The sequence below is a fragment of the Brachybacterium sp. EE-P12 genome, from assembly GCF_003711805.1.
GTDB lineage: Bacteria > Actinomycetota > Actinomycetes > Actinomycetales > Dermabacteraceae > Brachybacterium.
Genome location: NZ_QXCP01000012.1, coordinates 189,177 through 214,725, shown reverse-complemented (window position 1 = coordinate 214,725; position 25,549 = coordinate 189,177). Strand labels below are relative to the sequence as shown.

Genomic DNA, 25,549 nt, shown 5'->3' with positions numbered 1-25,549 from the left:
GCACCCTCCCCGCCCCCACGTCACCAGGAGCAGCATCACGATGACCGAGCCCCTCGACCCCGGCTTCCCGGCCCTCCACCGCGTCCACCCGCGCGGCTGGATCAACGACCCCAACGGCATCCACCGCACCGCCGACGGCCGCTGGCACGTGTTCTTCCAGCACAACCCCGCCTCCACCCGCCACGAGCTCATCCACTGGGGGCACATGTCCTCCTCGGACCTGGTGAGCTGGCGCGAGGAGCCGCTGGGCCCCGTGCCCCGCGCGGGAGAGGCCGACCAGGACGGCTGCTGGAGCGGCATCGGTCTCCTCGACCCTGCACCCGGCGACCCGGTCGCCGCTGCTGCTGCTGACCGCTCCGTCGGTGCCGTCGCCGACGGGCCCGGTGCTCCCGCCGTGCCCACCCTCGTCTACTCAGGGGTCGACGGGATCGAGAACCAGCTCTCTCGCGTGCTCGTGGCCCGGCTCGACGCGAGCGGCACCGCGCTGGTGCGCCCCGGGGTCGTCGCCGCCGAGGTGCCCGAGGTCCCCGGCCTGGTCGGCGTGCGCGATCCCTTCGTGTTCACCCACGGCGGGAAGCGCTGGGGGATCCAGGGCGCCGGGGTGCGCGAGGGCGGGGAGCTCGTGCCGACGCTGCTGCTGTACTCGTGCGAGGACCTCGAGCGCTGGGAGCTCGTCGGCACGCTGCTGCACGGGGACGACCCGGTCGCCGCCGAGCATGCGCCCGCCGACCTCTGGGAGTGCCCGCAGCTCGTGCCCGTCGGCGGGCGCTGGGTGCTGCTGGTCTCCCGCTGGGGCCACCCGGACACCCACGAGCGCTCCACCCTCCAGGTCGACTACCTGGTGGGGGACCTCGTCGACGGCCCGGATGGCGCGCCGCGCTTCGCTCCGTCCGCCGGGGGACAGGTCGACATCGGTCCTGACTTCTACGCACCCCAGGCCGTCGTCGACGCCGAGGGCGACCGGGTGCTGGTGTGGGGCTGGTCCTGGGAGGGTCTGCAGCGCACCCAGGAGCAGACCGACGCCCAGGGCTGGGCGGGAACGCTGACCTTCCCGCGGGAGCTGCGGCTGGACGGGGAGGAGCTGCGCAGCGCGCCGGCCCCGGAGCTGCGCGCGCTGCGGGTCGAGGCGCTGCCGCTCGAGTCGGTGGCCGGTGCCGGCGGCATCGGTGCTCCGTCCCTCGCCGAGGTCGAGGTGCCCGCCGGCGTCTCCGAGCTCGTGCTCGAGACGCCCGTCCGGGCCGAGGTGCGCACCCGCGGGGCCGTCACGGTCGAGATCCTCGAGGCCGACGGCGCTGCGCGCGAGGTGTTCTCGGTCGATGACGGGCCCGCGACGGTGTTCCTCGACGCGAGCCTGCTCGAGCACCTCCCGGACGCGGCCACCCCGCACACGCTGCGCTTCTACCCGGCAGGCGGCGAGCGCGTCCGCGTGCGTGGGGCGCTCGCCGAGGCCTGGAGGCTCGAGGTGCCCGGGCGCTGAGTCCCCGGCGTGCTGCGGCCCCGGGTTGCTGCGGCCCGGCGTGCTGAGTCCCTGGTGCGCGGTGGCCCCGGCGTGCTGCGGCCCCGCGCCATGGTCAGGTACTGGCGCTGGGCGTCCCTCTGTGCCTATATCGCCGTAGTGGGACGCCCAGCGCCAGCAGATGACCAATCCCGGAGCGGGGTGGCGGAGCCAGCCGGTGGCGGAGCGGGGCCGGCGCCCGGAACCCTCTCAGCGCACCCCGAGCGGCAGCAGCTCCGAGAGCGCCGCGCGCCACGGTGCGAGGTCCCAGCCCTGCGCGGCGACCCAGTCGTCGTCGTAGTAGGTGTCGGAGTAGCGGTCGCCCGGATCGCACAGCAGGGTGAGCACCGAGCCAGCCTCCCCGCCCTCGCGCATCTGGGCGATCAGCTGCGCGGAGGCGATGAGGTTCGTGCCGGTCGAGGCGCCGACCCGTCGGCCGAGCACCTCGGAGAGATACCGGGCCGCGGCGACCGAGGCCGCATCGGGCACCCGGATCATGCGGTCCACCACCCCGGGCACGAAGCTCGGCTCGACCTGCGGGCGGCCGATGCCCTCGATCCGCGAGCCCTCTCCCGTCGTGAGCGTCGGATCCCCCTGGACCCAGCCGGGGAAGAACGCCGAGTTCTCCACGTCCGCGACGCACAGCGAGGTGGGCAGACTGCGGTAGCGCAGCAGGCGCCCGAAGGTCGCGCTGGTCCCGCCCGTCCCCGCGCCGACCACGATCCAGCGCGGCACCGGATGCGGCTCGAGCTCGAGCTGGGCCAGGGCGCTGACGGCGATGGAGTTGTTGCCCCGCCAGTCGGTGGCCCGCTCGGCGTGCGTGAACTGGTCCAGGAACAGCCCGCCGCGCTCCTCGGCCAGGCGCTGCGCCGCCCGGCTCATGTCCGCGGCGCCGTCCACCACGTGGCAGTGCCCGCCGGCGGATTCGATCAGCGAGATCTTGCGCGCGCTCGTGCCGCGCGGGATCACCGCGACGAAGGGGATGTCCAGCATCCGCGCCACATGCGCCTCGCTCACGGCCGTCGAGCCGGAGGACGCCTCGATCACCGGCATACCCGGACGCAGCTGCCCGTTGACCAGGGCGAACAGGAACAGCGAACGGGCCAGGCGATGCTTGAGGCTCCCGGAGGAGTGCGTGGACTCGTCCTTGAGGTAGAGCTGGATGTCCCAGTCCTCCGGCAGGTCCAGGCGCACCAGATGGGTGTCGGCGCTGCGGCGCCCGTCGGCGTCCAGCCGGTGGATCCGCTCGGCCACCCAGGCCCGCAGCTCCTCATCGCTGCGATCCACGTCCTGCAGGGGCTCGGGCCAGCTCGCGCTCATGGTCATGGTCATGGCACGACGGTACCGAGCCGGGAGACGTGCAGGGGCCGCAGGCGCACCCCGATGCGACCCGAGGCTCAGGGCGTGCGCACCGCGCCGAAGGTGAGGCGGCGCCGCAGGGAGAAGCCGAGCTTCTCGTAGCCGGCGATCGCGACGGTGTTCGCGGCGGAGGCGTGCATCAGCGCCCGGTCGCCGCGCTGCTGGATGTGGAAGGCGACGTCGAGCACGAGGCGGGAAGCGAGTCCCTGCCGGCGGTGCTCGGGGTGGACCGCGACCGCGCTGATCTCCGTCCAGCCCGCCGGATGCAGGCGCTCGCCGGCCATCGCGATCAGCTCTCCCTGCCGCCGGATCCCCACGTAGCGGCCCAGCTCATGGGTGCGCGCCTCGAAGGGGCCGGGCCGGGTCAGCTCGATCAGCGCGAGCATCTCGGCGCTGTCCGCCGCGCCCAGCTCGACTGCCTCCGGCTCGGGCTGCGGCGCGAGGCGCTCGGTCTGGACCAGCTGCACCCCGGGGATCGAGAACTCGGGGCGCCAGCCCTCGGGCAGCACCGGATCGGCGTGCGAGACGGAGACGACGGCGTCGTGGCCGAACACGTCCAGGATCGCGTCCCACACCTCGGGGTGCTCCCAGTCGTGCACCCCCACGAAGGGGGAGACGTCCGAGGGGTAGCGCAGCACGTGCTCGTTGCCGATCGCGAGGTGGCGGTGGGCACCGGTGAGCGAGGACCACGCCGGTTCGTCGAGCACGGCCTCGCCCGCCGCCGGGGCAGGGGAGACGGGCACCTGGGCGGTGCCGGGCCCGTCCGCGTCATCGCGTGGGCGGGTCGGTAGGTGCACGGGCGGGAGCGGCGTATCGGAGAGGGGGTCGTGGGCAGTCATGCGGGTCCTCGGGCACGGGAAGGAGAGGGGTGCGGCAGGGAGTGCGCCCTGCGGGGCGAGACCGGATCACGCTACTCCCGTCGGCCCGGAACCTTCGGATCGGTCCGGGGCGAGAGCCCGTGGAGGCATCCTGCTACGTGACCTCCTCCGAGTCCGCGAGCGCGGGGTGGTCCCCGGTCGCCGAGGTATCGTGAACGCACCCGGAGCCGCCGGGTCCGCCCTGCCCCGGAAGGAGCGCGGTCCGTGCCGCAGACCAGCAAGGACGAGTCCCCTCGCACGCCCGAGCCGCGTGGCTCTCGTCGGCCTTCGCCGACCGTCGTCGCCCTCGCGCTGCTCGGGATCGTCGTGGTCGTCTCCGTCGTGGTCTACGTGCTGGTCGGCTCCTGGATCGGCTGAGCGCCCGCGGCGGGCCGGCGGGCCGAAGGGGCCGGTGTGGACCCCGGGGCGAGCAGCCTCCCCCGACGTGTCCGTCCTCTAGGCTCGGAGCATGAGTACGGGACGGGGGTCGCCCTCCGACTACGACTGGGAGGACGGCGCCGGCCGACAGGGGCCGGAAGCCCCCGCCCCCTCCCCGTCGTCCCCCATGGGCGCCGTGGCCCCCTTCTCCCTGCCTGCGCACGATGCCGCCTCGCCGCCGCGCACCCCTTCGGACCTCGGCGACGAGGCGCCCTTCGGCGCCCCGACCTTCACTGACGAGCCGCCGCCCCCACCGCCCGAGGAGGGGCGCCGCGAGGGACGCCTCCCCGCCTGGGCGATCCTTGCCATGGTCGCCGTCCAGGGGGCGGCCGCCGTCGCCATCGTCGCGCTCGTGCTCGGGACCGCACGGACGCTGCTCGCCGACGACGAGGCGGTCCCGTCGGCCGCCCCCAGCTCCGCGCCCGCCACCCGCGCCCCCGCCTCGCAGGAGGAGGAGCGGACGCGCGAGCCGGGCACCGTCACCGACGCCGACGGGCGCGAGGTCGACGACGGCACCGGCGGCTACGACGACCCGGCCACCATCGGCGAGCACACCGTGACCTGGAACGTCTGGACCGGCGGGACCCTCTCCGTCACCCCGCACGCCGTCGACCTCGACGCGACCCTGCCCGCCGCGGGAGGGGAGGACCTGCTCCAGGACGGATACCACCTGGTGCTGGTCGACTACGAGGTGCGCTACGACGGCACCGGGCACCTCGCCCCCGCGGAGGAGCTGTGGCTGACCGGCGAGTCCGACCGCACCTACTTCCCCGACGTCGGCGAGGGCATCGTCCCGGACCCGATGAAGCGGATCACGCCGCTCGCCGACGGGCAGAGCGCCCGCTTCCACAGCGCCTTCCTCGTCCCCGAGACCGAGCTGGAGACCTTCCGCCTCGGCGTGGAGACGTTCAGCGGAGAGGTCCTCTACTTCGCGACCGGCTGAGGGCGGCGGTGCCGCCCCGGAGCCGTCGTGCACGTGGCGGCGGGAACCGCGCCGCTGGCCCGCCGCGCCGATGCGGTGGACACCCGCCCCGGCGCTGAGGCATGATCTATCTGAAACCGGCAGTATCAGACAACTGTGCGGCACTCGACGACGAGATCGCGAAAGGTCCCCGATGAGCAGCTACACCGAGCACATCACCCGCGTCCTCACGGAGGACCGTGAGCACCCCGGACTCGGGACCGTGGCCGTGCTGACCTTCGCCCCTCCCGAGGGGGAGGAGCGCCGCCCCGCCACCCTCGGCCCCCGCTCGATCGACGCCGTCACCGGCGCGATCGCGACCGCGCTCGACCGCGCCGAGGCCGGCGAGGTCCAGGCGATCGCGATGACCGGCACCGGCCGCGCCTTCCTCGCCGGCGCGGACCTGTCGATGTTCGCCGACCCGACCGCCGCCGAGAACGTCCACGAGATGACCCATGCCGCCCATGACCTGCAGGTCCGTGTGCGCACCAGCCCCGTGCCGCTCCTCGCGCACCTGGGCGGCGTCGCACTCGGCGGCGGCCTCGAGGTCGCGCTCATGGCCGACGTGCGCACCGCCGCCCCCGGCGTGCGCGGCATCGGCCTGCCCGAGACGAGCCTCGGCATCCTGCCCGGCTGGGGCGGCACCACCCTCCTGCAGTCCGTCGTCGGCGCGGAGACCGCCGTGCGGATGATCCTCGAGGACCCCGCCCGGGACCGGCAGCTCACCGCGGAGGAAGCCGAGGAGCTCGGCCTGGTCGACGAGCTCGCCGCAGACCTCGACGAGGCGCTCGACCAGTTCGCCGCCCTGGTCGCCGCCCACGTCGACGTCGACGAGACCGACACCGACGTGGTCGACCCCGCCGTGATCGGCGAGGCGGGCACGACCGGCACGAGCGCCGCCGACGCGGCCGGTCGAGCCGCCTGGGGCGGCCGCGCCCCCGCCCTGCCCGCGGCCGGATCCCCCGAGGCGGAGGAGCTGCTCGATGCCCTCGACGCCCCGCACACCCCCGCCGAGACCCGCCGCGCCTGGGCGCAGCGGCTCGAGGAGCAGGGCGCCCCCGCCGTCGGCCGCGCGCTGATCCTGCTGCAGCAGCTGCCCGGCTCCACCCTCGAGGACGCCCTGGCCCGCGAGGGGGAGGCGCTCGCCGAGCTCGTCAGCAGCGACGCCGCCGCAGCTTCCCTCTACTCCGCCGAGCTGCTGCGCCGCGGCAAGCCCGGCCGCACCCCCGTCGAGGGCGCCCGCGAGATCCGTCGCGTGGGCGTGGCCGGGGCCGGCCTCATGGCCTCCCAGATCGCCGCGCAGCTCGCCCTCGGTCTGCAGGTCCCCGTCGTCATGCGCGACCTCGACGAGACGACCGCCGAGAAGGGCCTCGCCGCCGCCCGGGACGTGGTCGCGCAGGCCGCCGCTCGCGGCCTGCTCGACGAGGCGAGCGCGACCGCGATCGCGGAGAACCTCTCCGCGACCACCGACCTGCAGGACCTCGCAGGCTGCGACCTCGTGCTCGAGGCCGTGCCCGAGGTGCTCGCGGTCAAGAAGTCCGTCTTCGCCGAGCTCGAGGGCGTCCTCGCCGAGGATGCGCTGCTGGTCACCAACACCTCCTCGCTGTCCGTCGCGCGGATGGCCGAGGAGCTCGCCCGCCCTGAGCGGGTGGTGGGCCTGCACTTCTTCAACCCCGTCGCGAAGATGCCGCTGGTCGAGGTGATCCACACCGAGGCCACCGACGAGCAGACCCTCGCCACCGGCCTCGAGGTGGTGCGCCGCCTGCGGAAGTTCGCGGTGCGCAGCGCCGACGCGCCCGGCTTCATCGTCAACCGGCTCCTGTTCCGCGTGCTCGGCGCCGTGCTCGCCTCCCTCGACGCGGGCGCCGATCCCGCGGAGGTCGACGTCTCCCTCGACGCTCTCGGCATGCCGATGCGGCCCTTCGCGCTGCTGGACCTCGTGGGTCTCGGCGTCGCGGACCACGTGGGTCAGGTGCTCGTCGAGGAGCTCGGCGGCCGCTTCCACGCCTCGCCCGGCCTGGGCGTCATGGCGCAGGGCGGTGTCCACTTCACCGAGCGCAGCCGCACCGCCGTGCACCCTCCGGTCTCGCCGACGGTCGCACAGGTCTTCGGCGAGGGCGAGCGCCCCGCCGGGGTCGAGCCGCTGGTGGGGGAGGCGCTGCTGGAGAAGGTGCGGGCGGGCCTGGCCGAGGAGATCCAGCTCATGATCGAGGCGGGCGTGGTCGAGCAGCCCGAGCAGGTGGACCTCGCGCTGATCCTCGGCGCCGGCTTCCCCCGCCACCGCGGCGGGATCACCCCCTATCTCGACGCCTCCGGCGCCGCCGAGCGCACGACGGGCAGCGCCTTCCATGGAGAGCGGTTCACCGCGGGTCGGTGACCCGAGGGCGTGAGAGAGGGACGCCCCCTTCCCGCCGACGAGGCAGGAAGGGGGCGTCAGCGCGACGGCTCGGAGGGCTGACTCAATCGAAGTCGATGGTCACGGCCTCGCCGGTCCCGTAGCTCCCCTCGAAGCGGAGCTCTGCGAACTCCGTGCCCGCCGGGACCTCGTAGACGAGAGTGCCCTCGATGGTCAGACCCGGATTGATCTCCTCGATGATGATCGGTGCCTCGACGGCGAGTGAGACATCGGTGTTGGCCTCGTACTCCTTACCCTCGGGATCGACGAGGACGATGTCGTTCGCCCAGAGGTCCAGGCTTTCCGAGGACTTGTTGGTGTAGCTGATGTCGATGACGACGTACTCGTTGCTCGTCGTGTACTCCCAGAGCGAATCGCTCAGCTCCTGAGTCCGCTCCATCGACAGGACGGTGACTTTGACGGCGTCCGTCTCGGCGGTGACGTCGGCGGGATCGGCAGGGGCGTTCTCCTCTCCGCTCTCGTCGTCCGGCGCGTTCTCCGCGTCCGCGTCTGTCGCCTCTCCGCCGCCGTCGCTGACGCCCGTCTCGACCGACGTCGTAGAGGTCGGCGTCTCGTCGTCGCCTCCTCCGTCGAGCACGGCGAGGAGGAGCAGCGCGAGGAAACCGAGAACGACGATTCCTGCGCATCCGAGGCAGCCGATCACCAACCACTTGACGACGCCCCCGCTGCCGGACTCGTTCTTGGTCGGGGGCTGCTGTCCGGGCTGGAACCCGTAAGCAGCACCAGGAGAGGTGGTGGGCGGCGGCGCACCGTACGGGCTGCCGTTCGACGGAGGTCCGTAGGGAGACCCGTACGGGGGCTCGTGCGAAGGGGGGCCTGACGGATATGAGGGGCCTTGGCCGTTCGCGGACGAGGGGTGCCAGGGGTTGGGGGATCCTGACTGGGGAGGTTGAGGGGGTGGGATGCTCATGATGATTCTGGGCGCGAGGGGCCGTCTCCTTCGGGATGCAGAGAAGACGGAGCTAGAGCGCTCCGGTGAACCAGATCATAATTCTGCGAAGGGGTGCGAAGCGCTTTCTTCCGACATCATCTGGATAACGAAGTGCGGAGTCCGCGCCAGGCGGAGAATATGGAGCCTTCGCCGGTCGAGCGCCGCTCAGCGTCGGGGCGCCGCCCAGCTCTCGAGCCGCTCGAGGGCCTGCTCGATCGTCGGCCGCGACTTGCAGAAGGCGAAGCGCAGGTGGGAGGCGGCGTCCCCGGCGTCGCCGTCCCGGTAGAAGGCCGACAGCGGGATCGCGACGACCCCGGCCTCCCCGGGCAGGCGCTCGGCGAGGGCGCGGGCGTCGGGCTCCCCGAGCGGTGCCGCGTCGGCGACGGTGAAGTAGCCCGCCTCGGGCACGCTGACCCGGAAGCCGATCTCGCGCAGGCCGTCGGTGAGCAGGTCGCGGCGTGCGCGGAGGTCCGCGGCGAGGTCGTGGAAGACGGACGGGTCCATGCGCAGACCCGCTGCGATCGCGGGCTGGAAGGGAGCGCCCGAGGCGTAGGTCAGCCACTGCTTGGCGCCGGTGATCGCTGTGATCAGCTCGGGACGAGCGGTGATCCACCCGATCTTCCACCCGGTCACCGCGAAGGTCTTTCCCGCCGAGGAGATCGAGATCGTGCGGTTCTGCGCGCCGGGCAGGGCCGCGGGCGCCCGGTGCGGGGCGTCGAAGGTCAGGTGCTCGTAGACCTCGTCGGTGACGATCAGCGCGTCATGCCGCGTCGCCTCGTCGACGACCGCCTCCAGCACGTCGGCTCCGAGCATCAGACCGGTGGGGTTGTGCGGGGTGTTCACGAGCACCAGCCGGGTCCGCGCGGAGAAGGCCGCGCGCAGCGCCTCGCGGTCCACGCCCAGCACCAGGTCCCCGTCGGCCGAGGTGTGCGAGGTGAGCGGGACCGTCCGGTGCACGCCGCCGGCCAGGGCGATCGCCGCCGCGTACTGGTCGTAGAACGGCTCGAGGGTGAGCACCTCGTCGCCCGGCTCGACGAGCGCGAGGATCGTCGCCGCGAGCGCTTCGGTCGCCCCGGTCGTGACCAGGACCTCCGTGGCCGGATCCCAGTCCAGCCCGTACCAGGCCGCCTGGTGCGCGGCCACGGCCTCCCGCAGCGCGGCGACCCCCGCCCCGGGCGGGTACTGGTTCGCGCCGCCGCGGATCGCCTCGACGGCGGCCTCGGCCACGACCGCGGGCGGCGCGTCGTCGGGATAGCCCTGGCCGAGGTTCAGCGCGTCATGCGCGGCGGCCTTCGCGGACATCTGCGCGAACACGGTGGGGCGGGCCTCGCCGCCCACGAGCAGGCCGGCAGCGGCGGCGGCGCGGGTCCAGGGTCCTGAGGAGTTCATGGGCCCGAGTCTCTCATCAGCCGTCGCGTCGCACTGGCGGCACAGCCCGGCCCCGCGGAGCGTTCAGCGCTTCGGGAAGACGAGACGGCCGTAGGTGACGTACCGGAACGAGGTCGAGACGATCTGGCCGATGAAGGTGCCCGAGATGTTGTCCGCCAGCGGGGAGTCGAGCCCCAGCACGTAGCGGGAGAACGCCAGACAGGCCAGCTGCAGACCCGTCGCGATGAGATTCACCAGGACGAACAGCATGATGGACCGGGTCGTCTCGGGGCGGGGCCGGTCCGCGAACGTCCACAGGCGGTTGCCGAGATAGGTCAGGCACGAGGCGGCGGCGATCGTGAGGACCTTCGCGGTCAGCGGGGTGCCGTGCAGGAGCCCGTGCCCCCAGCCGTCCGTGGGATGCCAGAAGACCAGCAGGTTGTACATCGCCGCGTCCAGCAGGAACACGAGACCGCCGACGACGAGGAACTTCATCGTCGAGCGCAGGTGCTCGTCCACCAGCGCGCCCGCTCGGTCACGGAGGGAGCGGGCCGGAGGCGCGGGGGAGGCGTCCTCGGGCCGCTCGGGCCTCGGCCCGGCCCCGGACAGAGCTGTCTCCCGGCGCGTGGTGGACGGGACGCTGCGCCCCGTCGTCTCGTCCGGCGACAGCACGCCCGGCACTGTACCGGACCCGGTAGGATCGACCCCCTGCCGCAGCGACGGGTCGGCGGCGCCTCACACCGGCGCCGGGCCCTGGGAGCGCGCGGCACGACCGCTGCGACGGGCGGCGACGACCCCGCGGGAGCGACCGCCCTGGGAGCGCGCGGTCACCACCGCCATGACGGCACCCGTCGGCCGATGCGCCACGGGCGGCCGCGACCGAGCGGCACCGACGCACGCAATCCGAGAAAGGCCCCCATGACCCACGTCGCCCTGACCATCGCCGGCTCCGAGGCCTCCGGAGGGGCCGGTGCGCAGACCGACCTGAAGACCTTCCACCAGCTGGGCACCTTCGGGACCGCGGCGCTGACCTGCATCGTCTCCTTCGACCCGAAGAACGACTGGGGCCACCGCTTCGTGCCCCTGGACCCGCAGCTGATCGCCGACCAGATCGAGGCGAGCACCTCGGTCCACGACATCGACACCACGAAGATCGGCATGCTCGGCAGCCCGGCGACGATCGACACCGTCGCCCATGCCCTCGCCGAGCGCTCCTTCACGAACGTCGTGCTCGACCCGGTGCTGATCTGCAAGGGCAACGAGGGCGGCTTCGCCCAGGACACCGACGATGCGCTCAAGGCGCAGATCCTGCCGCTGGCCACCTTCGTCACCCCCAACCACTTCGAGACCCTCGCCCTGTCCGGGATGGAGAGCATCGAGAACGTCGAGGAGCTCACCGAGGCCGCGAAGCGGATCCACGACACCTTCGACGTGATCGTGCTGGCCAAGGGCGGGGTCGTGCTCGAGGGCGAGGATGCGGTGGACGTGTTCTATGACGGCGAGCAGACCGTCGAGCTGCGCAGCCCGAAGATCGGCGAGGAGCGCGTGAACGGGGCCGGCTGCACCCTCGCCGCCGCCGTCACCGCCGAGCTCGCCAAGGGCGCGACCCCGCTCGAGGCGGCCCGCACCGCGAAAGCCGTGGTCACCAGCTCCATCGAGCATCGCCAGCAGGGGCACACCCCCTTCGACTCCGTCTACCAGGGCGCCTACCGAGGCTGAGGCACCGATCCCACACCGAGTGCTGCGTCTGGACCGTTATGAGCTCGTCATAGCGGTCCAGACGCAGCACTCGGTGCGTGGCACGGCGTGACGTGACGTGACGCTGCATGACGGGGCCGATGGCAGGCGTGCGACCAGAGCGTGCCAGGCGGTCACGAAAGGATCCCGACATGCGATCAGCCCTTCTCTCATCTGGACAGATGTCGCGCGGGGACGCATTCTCAGGGGATGAACGAGACCAGCACTCCGCCCGACGCCGCCGAGGCCGACGACGCTGCCGATGCCGCCGCCGCGGGGACGGGCCCGCAGCGTCCTGCCGGCCCGCAGGGTGCCGAGGGCGGCGCCGCCGGCACGCAGGCCGCCGAGCGCAGCGCCCGCCGCGGTGACTCACGTCGAACCGGCGACCCCCTGATCTCTGCGCGCGGCGTCGACAAGTTCTTCGGCGACTTCCAGGCGCTGAAGGGCATCGACCTCGACATCCATCGCGGCGAGGTCGTCGCGCTGATCGGCGCCTCCGGCTCCGGCAAGTCGACCCTGTGCCGCTGCCTGAACCGCCTGGAGACCATCACCCGCGGCGAGATCACCATCGACGGGGAGCGCCTGCCCGAGGAGGGCAAGGAGCTCACCCGCCTGCGCGCCGACGTCGGCATGGTGTTCCAGAGCTTCAACCTCTTCCCGCACCTGAAGGCGATCGACAACGTGACCCTCGGCCCCCGCAAGGTGCGCGGGGCGTCGAAGGCGGACGCCGACCGCCAGGCGATGGAGCTGCTCGAGCGCGTGGGCCTCGCCGACAAGGCGAACTCCCTGCCCACGGCGCTGTCCGGCGGCCAGCAGCAGCGCGTCGCGATCGCCCGCGCGCTGGCGATGAAGCCCAAGGCGCTCCTGTTCGACGAGCCCACGTCGGCCCTGGACCCCGAGGTGATCAACGAGGTCCTGGACGTCATGGCCGAGCTCGCCGAGGCCGGCATGACGATGCTCGTGGTCACCCACGAGATGGGCTTCGCCCGGCACGTGTGCGACCGCGTGGTCTACATGGACCAGGGCGAGATCGTCGAGGAGGGCGAGCCCGAGCAGTTCTTCACCGCCCCGCGCAGCGACCGCGCGAAGGCCTTCCTGTCCAAGATCCTCGCGCACTGACCCGCCGGCGCGCGCACCGATTCCCACCGAGAGACCGGAGAGATCCATGACCCACACGAGCTTCCGCCCCCGCCGCCGCGCGATCGTGGCCGCCGCGGCCGCCCTGCCCCTCGTCGGCCTCGCCGCCTGCGGCTCCGACACCGGCGACGGCCCCGACCTCGGCGGCGCGGGTGGCGGCGACGAGGAGGGCTCGCCCTTCGCCGACGTGATCGCCTCCGGCCCCGTCGCCGAGGACGACGCCGTCGCCGCGAGCGCCTGGGCCGCCGCGATCAAGGAGAAGGACCAGCTGATCCGCGGCGGCACCGTCGCCAACCAGGTCTTCTCCCTCGCCTCGACCACCGGCGGGCAGCCCACCGGTTTCGACGCCGGGATCACCCAGCTGCTGGCCAAGTACATCCTCGGCGAGGGCGGGGACGAGAAGGTCGAGTACATCGACACCACCGTCGAGACCCGCGAGACCCTCGTCCAGAACGGGACCGTGGACTGCGTGATCGCGACCTACTCGATCACCCCCGAGCGTCTCGACGTCATCGACTTCGCCGGCCCCTACTACCTCTCCGGCACCGCGATCCAGGTGCGCACCGAGGACGCCGAGAAGATCTCCGGGCCCGAGGACCTCACCGGCACGAAGGTGGTCACCCAGGCGAACTCGACCGGCATCCAGGCCGCGGAGGAGTTCATCCCGGACTACGACGCCTCCCTCGTCCAGACCCTCCCGGACAACGAGTCCTGCGTCGCGGCGCTCAAGCAGGGCCGCGCCGACGCCTACGTGCTCGACCAGGGCGTGCTGCTGGGCAACTCCGCCGCCGACCCCGAGGTCACCGTGGTGGGCGAGCCCTTCGTCGACGACCCCTACGGCATCGGCCTGTCCCAGGACTCCGAGGGCGCGGTCGACTTCGTCAACACCTTCCTGCAGGAGATCATCGACTCCGGCGCCTGGGAGGCGCTGTGGACAGCGACGATCGGCGAGGTCATCGACACCGAGGCGCCCGAGCCGCCCACCCCCGGCGACCTCCCCTCCTGAGCCGGCCGGCCCTCCGTCGCGCGCCGGCCGGTGCGCGGCGGAAGGTCGACGGGCAGCCCCTGAGGCGCCCCATCGGCCGACGGCCCGCTGATCCCCCGTCCCCGATCACACCGAGAGGCCCCAGATGGACGCCATCCGCGAGAACATCCCGCTGCTGCTGCAGGGCATCGGGACCACCGTCGCGCTGACCGTGCTCGGCTACGTGTTCGCGCTCGTCGTCGGCACCGCGATGGCGGTGGCGAGGGTCAGCCCGATCCCGCCGCTGCGCTGGGCGGCGACCGTGTACGTCGAGATCTTCCGCAACATCCCGCTGCTGAGCCTGCTCATCCTGATCGCCTTCGGCCTGCCGGACGTGGGGCTGCGCCTGCCGTACTTCTGGTGCGGCGTGCTGGGGCTGACCCTGTCGTCGGCGGCGTTCGTGTGCGAGAACGTGCGCTCGGGCATCAACACCGTGCCCGTCGGACATGCGGAGGCGGCCCGATCGATCGGGCTGGGCTTCTTCGGCACGCTGCGCCACGTGGTGCTGCCGCAGGCGTTCCGCTCGATGGTCCAGCCGCTGGTGAACGTGTTCATCGGGACCGTGATCGGCTCGGCGCTGTGCTCGGCGATCGCGGTGCAGGAGGTCACCTGGGTGACGCAGACGCTGAACATCCGCTACGCCCAGGCGGTGCTGATGTTCCTCATCGCCGGCGCCGCCTATCTCATCCTCTCCCTCGGCGGTGCGGCCCTCGGCGGCGTGATCGAGCGGGCCGTCTCCCCGGGCAGCGGCCGTGATCGGTCGCGGGCCGGCGCCGCGCTCGACGTGACGGCAGGAGCCCAGGCATGAGCACCACGGCCACCCAGGTCCTCTTCGACGCGCCCGGCCCGAAGGGTCGCCGACGCATCCTGCTGCTGTCGATCCTCAGCGTGCTGGTGATCCTCGCGCTGCTCGTCGGCGCGCTGTGGCAGTTCCAGTCCAACGGCCAGCTCGACCCGGGCAAGTGGGTCGTCTACCTGCGCGCGGACTACATCGCCTTCCTCTGGCAGGGGCTGTGGGGCACGTTGAAGGTCACGGCCCTCGCGGCCGTGGTCGCCTTCCCGCTCGGGCTGCTGCTCGCCCTGGCGCGGCTGTCCCGCTTCCGGATGCTGAGCGCGCTCGCGGCGGTGTGGATCGAGTTCTACCGCGGCATCCCGATGCTGCTGGTCGTCTACGCGTTCCTGCTGGCCCTGCCGGCCTTCGGGGTCACCTTCCCGCAGTTCTGGATGCTGGTGATCCCGATGATCCTGGTCTCCTCCGCGACCACCGCCGAGGTGTTCCGCGCGGGGATCAACGCGGTGGACCGCGGGCAGCACGAGGCCGCCGCCGCGATCGGGCTCTCGAGGCGCGATGCGATGGTCTCGGTGGTGCTGCCGCAGGCGGTGCGCCTGGTGCTGCCGAGCCTCATCCTCGCCCTGGTCACCCTGCTGAAGGACTCGACCCTCGGCTATGTGGTCAGCTACAACGAGCTGCAGTTCCAGGGCAAGACGCTCGTGTCCATCACCCGCTACCTGGTGCAGACGTATCTCGTCGTCTCCGTCATCTACATCGTCATCAACTTCCTGCTCACCCGGGTCGCGCTCGCGCTGGACGCGCGGATGAAGGCCCGCGCGGCGGCGAGCTGAGCCGACGCCGGCCCGTCGGCCCTGCACCGGAGGATGGCCCGGTCAGGAGGAGAAGGAGGAGTCCTATGTGCCGTCTGCTCGGCGTCGTCTCCCGCGGCGCGCTGCCGCTGCCCGAGGCGGTCCCGGAGGAGCTCCCGCTGTTCACCGCGCTTTCGGAGCGGCACAAGGACGGCTGGGGTGTGGCCTCCTATCCCCCCGGCACCGGGGCCGACGGCGGCGACGATCCAGCGCCGACCCGTCCGCTGCTGCGCCGCGGCACCGACACCGCGCTCGCCTCGGGCGCCTACGGGGACGCGGTCGACGAGGCGCGCGCCGAGGTGATCGTGGTGCACCTGCGCCGGGCGAGCGTGGGCCTCGCCCTGACCCCCGAGAACACCCACCCCTTCGTCGAGGAGGAGGTGACCTTCAGCCACAACGGACAGTTCGACCTCTCCGACGAGCTGCGGGAGCGGATCCTGGCCCGCGGCGGCCGCGTCCCGCTCGGCACCACCGACTCCGAACTGTTCCTCTCGCTGATCACCGCCTGGGCCGACGAGCTGCCGCCGCGTGACGGAGCACCCGACTGGGCGCTCGCGGTCCAGCACGCCGCCGCCGAGCTCACCGCGCTGTCCACGGAGCTCTTCGACCGCCCGCCGGAGTCGCTGAACTGCCTGCTCACCACCCCCGGCACGCTCGTCGCCTACGCCCAGCACGACCCCGCCCAGGCCCCGGCCGACCAGCCGGTGGAGGTCTACGACCTGCGCTGGCGGGCCGATACCGACCGGGTTCTCGTCTCCTCGACCGGCTACCCGCAGGCGGGGTTCGCGACCCTGGGCCAGGGGGCGGCGCTGACCGTGCACCGAGGCACGCTGCGCGTCGGGGAGCATCCGCCGCTGCCGCTGCGGTGAGCCGTCGGCAGGGGACGACTGCGCCGGCGGCACGGGATGGCGGGGTGCCGCACGGCGGTTTGAGGACAGATGACCGATGTGCCTACCCTGCCGGACATGGCTCTTCTGCGACGACGCACGATGCTCTCCGCGCTCCTCGCCGGCGGCGTGGTCACCGCCTGCACGGATCGTGACGAGGCGGACCCGGCGCAGGAAGGGGACGGCTCATCGGGCAGCGACGGCGGCGGAGGAGGCGCCGACGCGACGGCGGATCCCTCGGCCGCGGTGGCGAGCTCGACGTTCATGCTGGGCCGCACCGAGGTGACGGTGGGGGTGCGCCCGCTGGTGCGCAGCGGCGAGAGCCTCGTGCTGACCCTCGACCTCAGCGCCGACCAGGGCGCCTCCGACGCCGAGGAGCAGGACGCCCTGGCAGCGGGCCTCGCCTCCGGGGCGACGGACCGGTGGGGCGACGGGTGGGGCTCCTCGTCCGGGGACACCCGGGACTGCTTCGGCGTGCGACTGCTGGATCTCGCAGGGGACCGTGTCGCCTCCACCGCCCTCGACGGCGACGGGGAGACCGTCGGGCTGATCGTCGAAGGAGGGCAGGGCGAAACCTCCGACGGCGGCGGCTCCCAGGGCGACGGCCTGCGCGGCACGGTGCAGGTCGCCTTCGCGGACCCTGGCGCGGACGCCCTCGCCGTCTACGTCCCGAAGCTCCCGCTGTTCGCGGACGTACCGGTGATCGACGCCGAGGTGCCCGCCATCGACGGCGCCGAGGAGCAGCTGGACCTCGCCGCGGTCGAGGAGGCGCCGCTGGAGCCGATGCTGGCGCTGTCCCAGGACCTCGCCCAGCCGATCCGCGAGCAGCGCCAGGCCGAGACCACCACGGTCGCGATCAGCTCCGACGTGCTGTTCGACTCGAGCTCCGCGGACCTGGACGAGAAGGCCGAGGAGGCCCTGGACGAGGCCGCCCGGCGGATCGAGTCCCATGAGTCCGGGCCGGTGACGATCATCGGCCACACCGACAGCGTCGACTCCGACGACGTCAACCTGAAGCTCTCGAAGGAGCGGGCGGAGGCCGTGGCCGAGGCGCTCGCCGATCGCCTCGACGCCGGCGCGTACCAGCTGTCCACCGACGGGAAGGGCGAGTCCGAGCCGATCGCCTCCAACGACACGGAGGAGGGCAAGGCGCTGAACCGGCGCGTCGAGATCGTGCTCGAGACCGCGCTGCGGGAGGAGCAGGAGACGACGGAGCTGCCGGAGTTCGAGGGCAGGGTCGGCACCGCCGCCGAGGGCGTGCAGTTCGACGGCACCGAGCACAACGTGCTGCGCCCCTTCGACCTGCAGCTCGGCGCCGCCCGGATGGTCGAGGGCCACCTCGTGGTGACCCTCGAGGTCACCCCCACCGACGAGGAGCGCAACGGCGTGACCGGCATCGGCCAGTTCGACTCCGGCACCGGGATGCCCCAGGAGCCCGACGGCGTCAGCGACTACACCCTGCTCGCCAGCAGCGGCGGCGTCGGGGTGCTCGTGGGCAGCGTGATCACCTACCCGGCCTTCCACCGCGCCGGCGGCGAGGCGGACACGATCCGGCCGCTGACCGATCTGTCGATGAACTCCGCAGCCGACGGCGGGGTGCCGCGCGTGCTCGAGCTCGTCTTCCCGCGCGACGTCGCCGGTGTCGAGGAGGGCGCGCAGGTCACGCTGCAGTACGGAGTGACCGGCCCGCTCGCCTACGACAACGAGGAGACGTGGCGCCTGACCGAAGTCCCCGTCGAGGCATGACCCTCCTGCCCCGCTCGCCTCCCACCGGTCCGTCCACCGCCTCGCCCGGGATGGATAGGCTGGAGCATCCGGCGACGAGAGCTCGTCGGCAAGATCTCCGCTGGGAGGCCCCGTGATCGGTTTCGAGAACGTCCGCAAGGAGTACCCCGGCGGCACGGTCGCCGTCGAGGACTTCTCCCTCGAGATCGCCTCCCACGAGGCCGTCGCGCTCGTGGGCACCTCCGGCTCCGGCAAGACCACCCTCATGCGGATGATCAACCGCATGGTCGACCCGACCGCGGGGCGCGTCCACATCGACGACGAGGACGTCGCCGCGATGGATCCCGTCGTCCTGCGCCGCTCGATCGGCTACGTCATGCAGGCCTCCGGGCTGCTCCCGCACCGCACCGTGCTCGACAACATCACCACCGTCCCCGTGCTGCGCGGCACCGCCAAGGGCGAGGCGCGCGAACGGGCGCGCACGCTGATGGACACCGTCGGCCTCGACCCCGACCTCGCGGACCGCTATCCCGCCCAACTCTCCGGCGGCCAGCAGCAGCGCGTGGGGGTGGCCCGCGGCCTCGCCGCCGACCCGAACATCCTGCTGATGGACGAACCCTTCGGCGCCGTCGACCCGATCGTGCGCGACGAGCTCCAGGGCGAGCTGCAGCGCCTCCAGCGCGAGCTGCGCAAGACGATCGTCTTCGTCACCCACGACATCGACGAGGCCTTCCGCATCGGGGACCGCGTCGCGATCCTCCGCCCCGGCGGCCGGATCGCGCAGGTCGGCACCCCGCAGGAGATCCTCGCCGACCCGACCGACGACTTCGTGGCCAGCTTCGTCGGCGCCGACCGCGGGGCGCGCACCCTCCACGTCGAGCACGTCGACGGGCGCGACGTCGTGGTGGACGCCGACGGACGCGCCGCCGGGGTGCTCGCCGGGGCCGACGGGCGCCTCGGCGACGGAGGCGCGGCCGACGGTGACGCGGCCGCCGGGCCCGGGGCGGAAGCGCTGGCCACCGAGGAGCGGCCCCGGTGAGCTGGGTCCTCGACAACCTCGACGTCATCGCCGGCTACACGGGCGCGCACCTCGTGCAGGCGCTGCCCCCGATCCTGCTCGCCTTCGTGCTGTCGCTGCCGCTGGCCAAGCTCGCGAACTCCCGTGGCTGGCTCCGCACCGGAGTGACCACCACCTCCGGGCTCATGTACGCGATCCCCTCGCTGCCCCTGTTCGTGCTGCTGCCGGGCCTGATCGGCACCGGGGTGCGCAGCCCCCTGAACATCGTCGTCGCCCTGACCCTCTACGGGCTCGCGCTGATGGTCCCCACCGCCTCCGACGGGTTCCGCTCGGTGAGCCGTGACGTGCTCGGCTCCGCGACCGCGCAGGGCTACGCGCCCGCCGCCCGCTTCCTCGCCGTCGAGCTGCCGCTGGCCGGGCCGGTGCTGCTGGGCGGGGTCCGGGTCGTCGCGGTGAGCACGATCTCGCTGGTCACCGTCGGCGGCGTGCTCGGAGTGCCGAGCCTGGGGATGCTCTTCGTGGACGGGGTGCGGCGCGGGATCGTCGCCGAGATCGCCGCCGGCGTGGTCGCCACCGCCGCCCTCGCCCTGCTCACCGACGCGCTGCTGGTGATGCTGGGGCGCCTACTCATGCCCTGGCATCGAGGACGGGAGGCGGGCCGGCCGTGAACGAGAACCCCTTCCTCGGCGCGCTTGACTGGCTCGCGGATCCGATGCGCTGGTCAGGGCCCTCCGGGATCCCCGTCCGCACCGCCGAGCACCTCGGCTACACCGCGCTCGGCGTTCTGGTCGCGGCGCTGATCGCCGTGCCCGTCGGGCTCTACGTCGGCCATACCGGCCGCTTCAAGGGCCTCGCCGTCGGTGCCGCGGGCGTGGCCCGCGCCCTGCCCACCCTGGGCCTGGTGACCCTGTTCGCGCTGCTGGTGGGAATCGGGCTGACCGCCCCGCTGCTCGCCTTCGTGACCCTCGCGATCCCGTCCCTCCTGGCCGGGGCCTACTCCGCCGTCGAGTCCGCGGATCCCGCCACTGTCGATGCCGCGCGCGCCCAGGGCATGACCGAGTGGCAGATCCTGACCCGCGTCGAGATCCCGCTCGGGATGTCGTTGCTGGTGGGCGGGGTGCGCGGCGCGACCGTGCAGGTCGTCGCGACCGCCATGCTCGCCGCTTATGTGGGCAGCGGCGGGCTGGGACGGTACATCTTCCAAGGCCTCGGCTCCCAGGACTACCCGCAGATGATCGCCGGCTCGCTGCTGGTCATCGTCCTCGCCCTCGTGCTCGACCTCGCCCTGCTGCTCCTCCAGCGCCTCACCGCCCCGCGCGGGACGGTCGCCCCATGACCTCGGCCCGTGCCGTCGCCGCTCGCCGACCGCTCCTGCCCCGCTGCGGCTGGTCATGTACTGGCGCAGGGCGTCCCTGTACGCCTGTACAGCCGTACTGGGACGCCCTGCGCCATCAGCCGACCACTCCACCCCACGCCCCGGCCCGTTCCCGACCGCTCGCACCCACCCACCCAGGAGATCCCTCATGAGCATCCACAGCACCCGTCGTCACCTGCTCGGCGTCCTCGGCGCGGGCGGCCTCGCCCTCGGCGCCGCGGCCTGCGGCAGCTCCGACCCCTTCGAGGAGGAGGACGGCTCCGGCGGCGACTCCGGCTCCGGCTCCTCGGACGGCGGCGGATCCGGGGCGGCGATCGCGATCGGCTCCCAGGCCTACTACTCCAACGAGATCATCGCCGAGCTGTTCGCCCAGGCGCTCGAGGCCGAGGGGCTCACCGTCGACCGCCAGTACCAGATCGGGCAGCGCGAGGTGTACATGCCCGAGCTCGAGTCCGGTGCGCTGGACGTGCTGCCGGAGTACCTGGGGAACCTCCTGCAGCACTACGACTCCGAGGCCGTCTCCGCGACGCCCGAGGAGGTCCACTCCGCGCTCGCCGAGGCGCTGCCGGACGGGCTGCGGGTGCTCGACTTCGCCGAGGCCACCGACCAGGACTCCTACACGACCACCGCCGACTTCGCCTCCGCGCACTCCCTGACCGCGATCGGGGACCTCGCAGGCGTCGACGAGGACCTCACCATCGCGGCGAACAGCGAGTTCGAGGTGCGCCCCTACGGGCCCGACGGTGCGAAGGAGGTGTACGGCGTCGACGTCTCGGTGGTGCCCGTGGAGGACTCCGGCGGCCCGCTGACCGTGCAGGCGCTGGTCGACGGCGATGTGCAGCTCGCGGACATCTACACCTCCGACCCCGCGATCGCCGAGAACGACCTCGTGGTGCTCGAGGACCCCGAGTCGATGATCCTGCCGCAGAACGTGGTGCCGGTCGTCTCCGAGAAGATCGACGAGGCCGCGGCCGACGCGATCGACGCGGTCCTCGCCGAGCTCAGCGCGGATGACCTCGTCGAGCTGAACCGTCGCAGCACCGTCGAGCAGCAGTCCTCGGCCGACATCGCCTCGGCCTGGCTCTCGGAGAAGGGCCTGGTCTGATGCGCATCGTCATCACCGGCCCGGTCGCGGTGAGCCTCGCCGACGCGGCGCTGGAGCTCATTCGGCCGCGCGACGAGTCGTACGAGCACGTCGGCGAGACGATGGCGGAGGCCCTCGTCTCCTCAGTGCCCTGCGGCGTGGCGGAGGCGGTCGTCGGCCCGCTGTGACGGGCGGTCAGCCCGCGCGCACCGCGCCGAGGCGGCGGGAGATCGCGTCGGCCGCCGCGCGGGTGCGGTCGGCGAGCACGGGCAGCTGCTCCGCACCGGCCCGGTAGAAGGGCGCCGCGAGCAGCACCGCCCCGGCGACCTCCCCGCGGTGATCGTGCACCGGCGCGGCGAGGGAGACCTCGTCCTCGGAGGTCGCGCGGTCGTTGAGGGCGTAGCCCTGCGCGCGCACCTCGTCCAGGCGGTCGAGATATCCGGCTACCGTCCACCCCTCCTCGAGGCGGATCGTGCCCGAGGAGACCAGCTCCTCGGCCTCGCCCGGGTCGAGCGCCGCGAGGAGCACCTGCACGGTCGAGGAGAGCGCGGTGCGGTAGTGGCTGCCCAGCACGGAGGTGTGCTTGATCTGGTGGCGGCTCGGGACCTGCTCGACGGTCACCGAGGCCTCGCCGTTCCACACCGCGAGCGCGGAGGTCTCCCCGGTGAGCTCGGCGAGCTCCGTGAGGTCCTCGAGCGCGACCCGTCGCACGTCGAGCTCCGCCAGCAGCGGGCCTGCCACGGCGATGAGCCCCAGGCCCAGGCGGTAGCGCCGGGTCTCCGCGTCGCGCTGGACCACCCGCTCCTGCTCGAGGGTCGCCAGGATCCGCGAGACGCTGGACTTGTGCAGCCCGACCTTCTCGGCGATCTCCGTGACGCCCTGCTGCGGCTGCTCGACGGTGAAGCAGCGGATGATCCGCAGGACGTTGACGATGACGGAGGCCCCACGGCCGGTCTCGGTCCGCTCGCGGTCGCTGGTGCTGGTCATCCTCGGATCCTAGCGGTGGCGCGCTGCGCGAGGGCCTGGCGGCGCGAGGGCCTGGCGGCAGGAGCCGGGAGATCGTGGTCATCCGGTGGCGCAGGGCGTCCCAGTACGTCCATATGGGCGTACTGGGACGCCCTGCGCCAGTACCTGACCATCCCGCTGCTGGCGCGGGGCAGGCCGGCCCGCAGGGCTCAGGCCGGGATGATGTTGTGCTCCGGGCCGAAGGGGAACTTCGTGATGTCCTCGGCCCCGTCCTCGCCGACCACGAGGATGTCGTGCTCGCGGTAGCCGCCCGCGCCGGGCTGCCCCTCGGGAACGGTGATCATCGGCTCCATCGACACGACCATGCCCGGCTCGAGCACGGTGTCGATGTCCTCACGCAGCTCGAGCCCCGCCTCGCGGCCGTAGTAGTGCGAGAGCACGCCGAAGGAGTGCCCGTAGCCGAAGGTGCGGTTCGGCAGCAGGCCGTAGCCGGCGTAGATGGTGTTGAGCTCGTGGGCGATGTCCTTGCACACGGCACCGGGCTTGATCAGCTCGATGCCCGCGCGGTGCACCTCGACGTTGATGTTCCACAGTCGCAGCGACTCCTCGTCGGGCTCGCCGAAGAACAGCGTGCGCTCGAGGGCCGTGTAGTAGCCGGTGGGCATCGGGAAGGCGTTCAGGGAGAGGATGTCGTGCTCCTGCACCTTCCGGGTGGTGGCCCAGTTGTGGGCGCCGTCGGTGTTGATCCCGGACTGGAACCACACCCAGGTGTCGCGCACCTCGCGGTGCGGGAAGGCCTTCGCGATCTCGCGGGTCATCGCCTCGGTGCCGGCCAGCGCCACCTCGAACTCCGCCACCCCCGCGTGGACCGCATCGCGGATCGCCTCGCCGCCGATGTCGCCGACCCGGGCGCTCTCGCGGATCACCGCGATCTCCTCGTCGGACTTGATCATGCGCTGGCGCATCGCGGCCTCGGAGACGTCCACGAGCTCGGCGCCGGGGAAGGCGTCCTGGAGCCGGCGATGGATCTGCAGCGAGACGGTGTCCTCCTCGATGCCCAGGCGCTTCGGCGAGGTGATGCCGCGCTGGGCGAGGGCCTGCTGGAGCGCGTAGTAGAAGTTGTCGCGGTTCCAGTCGGTGTAGACGATGTTCTCGCCGTAGCTGGTGCGCCACGGCATGCCGTTGTCGATGTTGGCGCTGATGGTGCAGGTGTCGTCGGCGGTGACGACCATGCCGTAGGAGCGGCCGAAGTACGTGAACAGGAAGTCCGAGTAGTACTTGATGCCCTGGTAGCTGGTCAGGAGCACGGCGTCGAGGTCCTTCTCCGCCATGATCCGGCGCAGCCCGGTCAGGCGGCGCTCGAACTCGGCATCGGAGAAGGTGAGCGGCTGCTTCTCGCCGTTGTGGAGCACCTTCAGGCGCTCGAGATCGCTCACGGAGGTCGCGGTGGACTGGGTCATGATCGTCTCCTTCGGTGGGGCACGGTCCGGGTGATGATCTCGAGGGTTGCAAGGCGTGCAACCAGGTTGCGTCAGTGTTGCGCGTGGGCGGGGTCGCGTCAAGCGAGCGCAGCTCGGGTTGCAGGTGCAGCAGCAGCGAGGCGTCGAGCACCCCGCGCCGTGCGCGCCCGGGAGGGTCAGGCGGTGCCGACCCCCTGCTGCTCCTCCTGCTCCACGGCCTCCCGGGCAGCCTGCGGGTCGTAGGCATCGCCCTGGAAGATGAGTGCGACCAGGCCGATCAGTGACAGGCCCATGATGAGGAGGGCCGGTGAGTACGAGCTGTCGGTCACCGAGATCAGCCAGGTCGCGATGAACGGCGCCGTGCCCCCGAAGATCGCGTTGCCGAAGTTGAACGGGATCGCGAAGCCGCTCAGGCGCACCTGCGGCGGCACGGCCTCGACGAAGTAGACGGCGAAGGTCGAGTCGTTGAGGCTGAACAGCGCGACCAGCGAGATCTGGATGAGCAGCACGCCGAGGAATCCGGACTGCCCCAGCAGCACGAACGCCGGATAGCTCAGCAGGATGAACCCGACCGCGTTGACCAGCAGCAGGCGCCGCCTGCCGAAGGTGTCCGAGAGCCAGGCGCCCACGAAGATCAGCGGGAGGTAGAGCACGAGCGCGAGCGAGATGATCAGGCTCGACTGGAAGGCGGTCAGCCCGAGCTCGACCTCGATGTAGGTCGCCATGTAGGTCAGCACCAGGTAGTAGCCGCTCGCGTTCACGGCCATGATGAACAGCATCCGCAGCATCGAGGGCCAGTGTCCCTTGACCAGCTCGAACAGCGGTGCCCTCGCGACGGACTCCTCCTGCTCCATCCGCTCGCGCACGGGCGAGTCGGCGACCCGGCGGCGGATCCAGCGCACCACGATCGTCAGCACCGCGGCGGCGAGGAACGGGATCCGCCAGCCCCACTCCTGCACGGCCTCGGCGGGCAGCAGGCCGTTGAGGATCGACGCCACCACGGAGGCCCCGAGGAAGCCCGCGGAGGTCGCGATCGGGACCGTCGAGACCCAGCGGGCCCGCTTGTTCGCCGGAGCGTGCTCCGCCAGCAGGACCGCCGCGCCCGAGTACTCGCCGGCCGCGCAGAAGCTCTGCAGCATCCGTGCCACGAGCAGCAGGAGCGGTGCCGCGATGCCGATCGACGCGTAGCCGGGCAGCACGCCGATGGCGAAGGTCGCCACCCCCATGCCCACGATCGTGAGGGTGAGCGTGCGCTTGGGCCCGATGCGGTCGCCGAAGTGCCCCCAGAACAGCCCGCCGAGCGGCCTGACCAGGAACGAGAGCGCGAAGATGCCGAAGGTCTGCATCAGCGCGACGCTCCCGTCCGCGCTGGGGAAGAAGACCGTGGCGATCGTCGTGGCGAGATACGCATAGCTCGCGTACTCGAACCACTCGATGAACGTGCCGAGGCCGACGGTGCTCAGCGTGAGCCGGATCTGGGCGCGGCCGAGTCGCGTGGTGGGGGAGCCGGCCGCTGTCGGGTCGCCGGGGGCGGTGGGCGCTCCGTGGGCGGCGTCGCTGGACATGGGGCTCCTGTCTGCCTCCCGCCGTTGGGAGGCCGGATGCGTCGGTCCGCGCGGGACGGCATGACGCGGGGGCGGTGAGCGCGCGAGGGCGGCGCTCGTTGCGAT

General features: G+C 72.4%; 24 protein-coding genes. 16 read left to right on the top strand and 8 right to left on the bottom strand.

Annotation, left to right across the window (positions count from 1 at the left end; translation table 11 throughout):
• The first annotated feature begins 40 nt into the window (after nucleotides 1-40).
• On the top strand, nucleotides 41-1,477 hold the full coding sequence (locus D1648_RS16865) for a glycoside hydrolase family 32 protein (RefSeq protein ID WP_122943749.1): 1,437 nt from the start codon (nucleotides 41-43) through the stop codon (nucleotides 1,475-1,477).
• A 228-nt stretch (nucleotides 1,478-1,705) separates the two neighbouring features.
• Here the strand turns inward: D1648_RS16865 and D1648_RS16860 are convergent, their stop codons facing one another.
• Nucleotides 1,706-2,821, bottom strand: a complete 1,116-nt coding sequence (locus D1648_RS16860; RefSeq protein WP_122943748.1) for a PLP-dependent cysteine synthase family protein — start codon at nucleotides 2,819-2,821, stop codon at nucleotides 1,706-1,708.
• 71 nt (nucleotides 2,822-2,892) lie between these two features.
• A complete protein-coding gene (locus D1648_RS16855; RefSeq protein WP_122943747.1) occupies nucleotides 2,893-3,693 on the bottom strand; it encodes a GNAT family N-acetyltransferase in 801 nt (266 codons plus the stop codon).
• 243 nt (nucleotides 3,694-3,936) lie between these two features.
• Here D1648_RS16855 and D1648_RS17995 point away from each other — a divergent pair, with 243 nt between their 5' ends.
• The 3 genes from D1648_RS17995 to D1648_RS16845 all read left to right on the top strand — a co-directional run bounded on the left by D1648_RS17995 (nucleotide 3,937) and on the right by D1648_RS16845 (nucleotide 7,487).
• A complete protein-coding gene (locus D1648_RS17995) occupies nucleotides 3,937-4,089 on the top strand; it encodes a hypothetical protein (protein ID WP_164518787.1) in 153 nt (50 codons plus the stop codon).
• Between the two features lie 91 nt (nucleotides 4,090-4,180).
• Nucleotides 4,181-5,092: a hypothetical protein gene (locus tag D1648_RS16850; protein WP_126282002.1), complete on the top strand. Its 912-nt coding sequence runs from the start codon at nucleotides 4,181-4,183 to the stop codon at nucleotides 5,090-5,092.
• Between the two features lie 172 nt (nucleotides 5,093-5,264).
• The gene (locus tag D1648_RS16845) at nucleotides 5,265-7,487 is read left to right on the top strand and encodes a 3-hydroxyacyl-CoA dehydrogenase NAD-binding domain-containing protein (RefSeq protein WP_122943745.1); all 2,223 of its coding nucleotides are present in this window, start codon (nucleotides 5,265-5,267) and stop codon (nucleotides 7,485-7,487) included.
• Nucleotides 7,488-7,569: 82 nt separating this feature from the next.
• Here the strand turns inward: D1648_RS16845 and D1648_RS16840 are convergent, their stop codons facing one another.
• The 3 genes from D1648_RS16840 to D1648_RS16830 form a co-directional block, all read right to left on the bottom strand.
• Nucleotides 7,570-8,169, bottom strand: a complete 600-nt coding sequence (locus D1648_RS16840) for a DUF4352 domain-containing protein (protein WP_164518786.1) — start codon at nucleotides 8,167-8,169, stop codon at nucleotides 7,570-7,572.
• A gap of 453 nt (nucleotides 8,170-8,622) precedes the next feature.
• Nucleotides 8,623-9,846 carry an aminotransferase class I/II-fold pyridoxal phosphate-dependent enzyme gene (locus tag D1648_RS16835; RefSeq protein ID WP_122943743.1) on the bottom strand — a complete coding sequence of 408 codons (1,224 nt, stop codon included), beginning with the start codon at nucleotides 9,844-9,846 and terminating at the stop codon, nucleotides 8,623-8,625.
• Nucleotides 9,847-9,909: 63 nt separating this feature from the next.
• Nucleotides 9,910-10,497 (bottom strand): GtrA family protein, encoded by a 588-nt coding sequence (locus tag D1648_RS16830; protein ID WP_241155557.1) that lies wholly within the window; start codon nucleotides 10,495-10,497, stop codon nucleotides 9,910-9,912.
• A 246-nt stretch (nucleotides 10,498-10,743) separates the two neighbouring features.
• Here D1648_RS16830 and D1648_RS16825 point away from each other — a divergent pair, with 246 nt between their 5' ends.
• The 12 genes from D1648_RS16825 (at nucleotide 10,744) to D1648_RS17990 (ending at nucleotide 21,641) form a co-directional block, all read left to right on the top strand.
• Complete coding sequence (locus D1648_RS16825; protein ID WP_122943742.1) at nucleotides 10,744-11,544, top strand: hydroxymethylpyrimidine/phosphomethylpyrimidine kinase; 801 nt, start codon at nucleotides 10,744-10,746, stop codon at nucleotides 11,542-11,544.
• Between the two features lie 228 nt (nucleotides 11,545-11,772).
• On the top strand, nucleotides 11,773-12,681 hold the full coding sequence (locus D1648_RS16820; protein ID WP_305038069.1) for an amino acid ABC transporter ATP-binding protein: 909 nt from the start codon (nucleotides 11,773-11,775) through the stop codon (nucleotides 12,679-12,681).
• Between the two features lie 46 nt (nucleotides 12,682-12,727).
• Nucleotides 12,728-13,705 (top strand): glutamate ABC transporter substrate-binding protein, encoded by a 978-nt coding sequence (locus tag D1648_RS16815; protein ID WP_122943741.1) that lies wholly within the window; start codon nucleotides 12,728-12,730, stop codon nucleotides 13,703-13,705.
• 124 nt (nucleotides 13,706-13,829) lie between these two features.
• Nucleotides 13,830-14,531 carry an amino acid ABC transporter permease gene (locus D1648_RS16810; RefSeq protein ID WP_122943740.1) on the top strand — a complete coding sequence of 234 codons (702 nt, stop codon included), beginning with the start codon at nucleotides 13,830-13,832 and terminating at the stop codon, nucleotides 14,529-14,531.
• On the top strand, nucleotides 14,528-15,346 hold the full coding sequence (locus D1648_RS16805) for an amino acid ABC transporter permease (protein ID WP_122943739.1): 819 nt from the start codon (nucleotides 14,528-14,530) through the stop codon (nucleotides 15,344-15,346). Before D1648_RS16810 ends, D1648_RS16805 begins: the two co-directional genes overlap by 4 nt.
• 65 nt (nucleotides 15,347-15,411) lie before the next feature.
• Nucleotides 15,412-16,233, top strand: coding sequence for a class II glutamine amidotransferase (locus D1648_RS16800; RefSeq protein ID WP_122943738.1), 822 nt, complete (start codon nucleotides 15,412-15,414; stop codon nucleotides 16,231-16,233).
• A gap of 96 nt (nucleotides 16,234-16,329) precedes the next feature.
• On the top strand, nucleotides 16,330-17,997 hold the full coding sequence (locus D1648_RS16795) for an OmpA family protein (RefSeq protein WP_164518784.1): 1,668 nt from the start codon (nucleotides 16,330-16,332) through the stop codon (nucleotides 17,995-17,997).
• A gap of 112 nt (nucleotides 17,998-18,109) precedes the next feature.
• On the top strand, nucleotides 18,110-19,015 hold the full coding sequence (locus D1648_RS16790; RefSeq protein ID WP_241155556.1) for an ABC transporter ATP-binding protein: 906 nt from the start codon (nucleotides 18,110-18,112) through the stop codon (nucleotides 19,013-19,015).
• Nucleotides 19,012-19,662, top strand: coding sequence for an ABC transporter permease (locus tag D1648_RS16785; protein ID WP_122943736.1), 651 nt, complete (start codon nucleotides 19,012-19,014; stop codon nucleotides 19,660-19,662). The genes D1648_RS16790 and D1648_RS16785 overlap by 4 nt, the downstream gene beginning before the upstream one ends.
• A complete protein-coding gene (locus tag D1648_RS16780) occupies nucleotides 19,659-20,330 on the top strand; it encodes an ABC transporter permease (protein ID WP_122943735.1) in 672 nt (223 codons plus the stop codon). The genes D1648_RS16785 and D1648_RS16780 overlap by 4 nt, the downstream gene beginning before the upstream one ends.
• Before the next feature lie 187 nt (nucleotides 20,331-20,517).
• A complete protein-coding gene (locus D1648_RS16775; protein ID WP_122943734.1) occupies nucleotides 20,518-21,474 on the top strand; it encodes an ABC transporter substrate-binding protein in 957 nt (318 codons plus the stop codon).
• Complete coding sequence (locus D1648_RS17990) at nucleotides 21,474-21,641, top strand: hypothetical protein (protein WP_164518783.1); 168 nt, start codon at nucleotides 21,474-21,476, stop codon at nucleotides 21,639-21,641. Before D1648_RS16775 ends, D1648_RS17990 begins: the two co-directional genes overlap by 1 nt.
• A 7-nt stretch (nucleotides 21,642-21,648) precedes the next feature.
• On the opposite strand, the gene D1648_RS16770 is transcribed toward D1648_RS17990, so the two are convergent.
• The 3 genes from D1648_RS16770 to D1648_RS16760 form a co-directional block, all read right to left on the bottom strand.
• Complete coding sequence (locus D1648_RS16770; protein ID WP_122943733.1) at nucleotides 21,649-22,440, bottom strand: IclR family transcriptional regulator; 792 nt, start codon at nucleotides 22,438-22,440, stop codon at nucleotides 21,649-21,651.
• A gap of 188 nt (nucleotides 22,441-22,628) precedes the next feature.
• On the bottom strand, nucleotides 22,629-23,879 hold the full coding sequence (locus D1648_RS16765; RefSeq protein ID WP_122943732.1) for an aminopeptidase P family protein: 1,251 nt from the start codon (nucleotides 23,877-23,879) through the stop codon (nucleotides 22,629-22,631).
• A gap of 176 nt (nucleotides 23,880-24,055) precedes the next feature.
• The gene (locus tag D1648_RS16760) at nucleotides 24,056-25,444 is read right to left on the bottom strand and encodes an MFS transporter (RefSeq protein ID WP_122943731.1); all 1,389 of its coding nucleotides are present in this window, start codon (nucleotides 25,442-25,444) and stop codon (nucleotides 24,056-24,058) included.
• Nucleotides 25,445-25,549 lie beyond the last annotated feature (105 nt).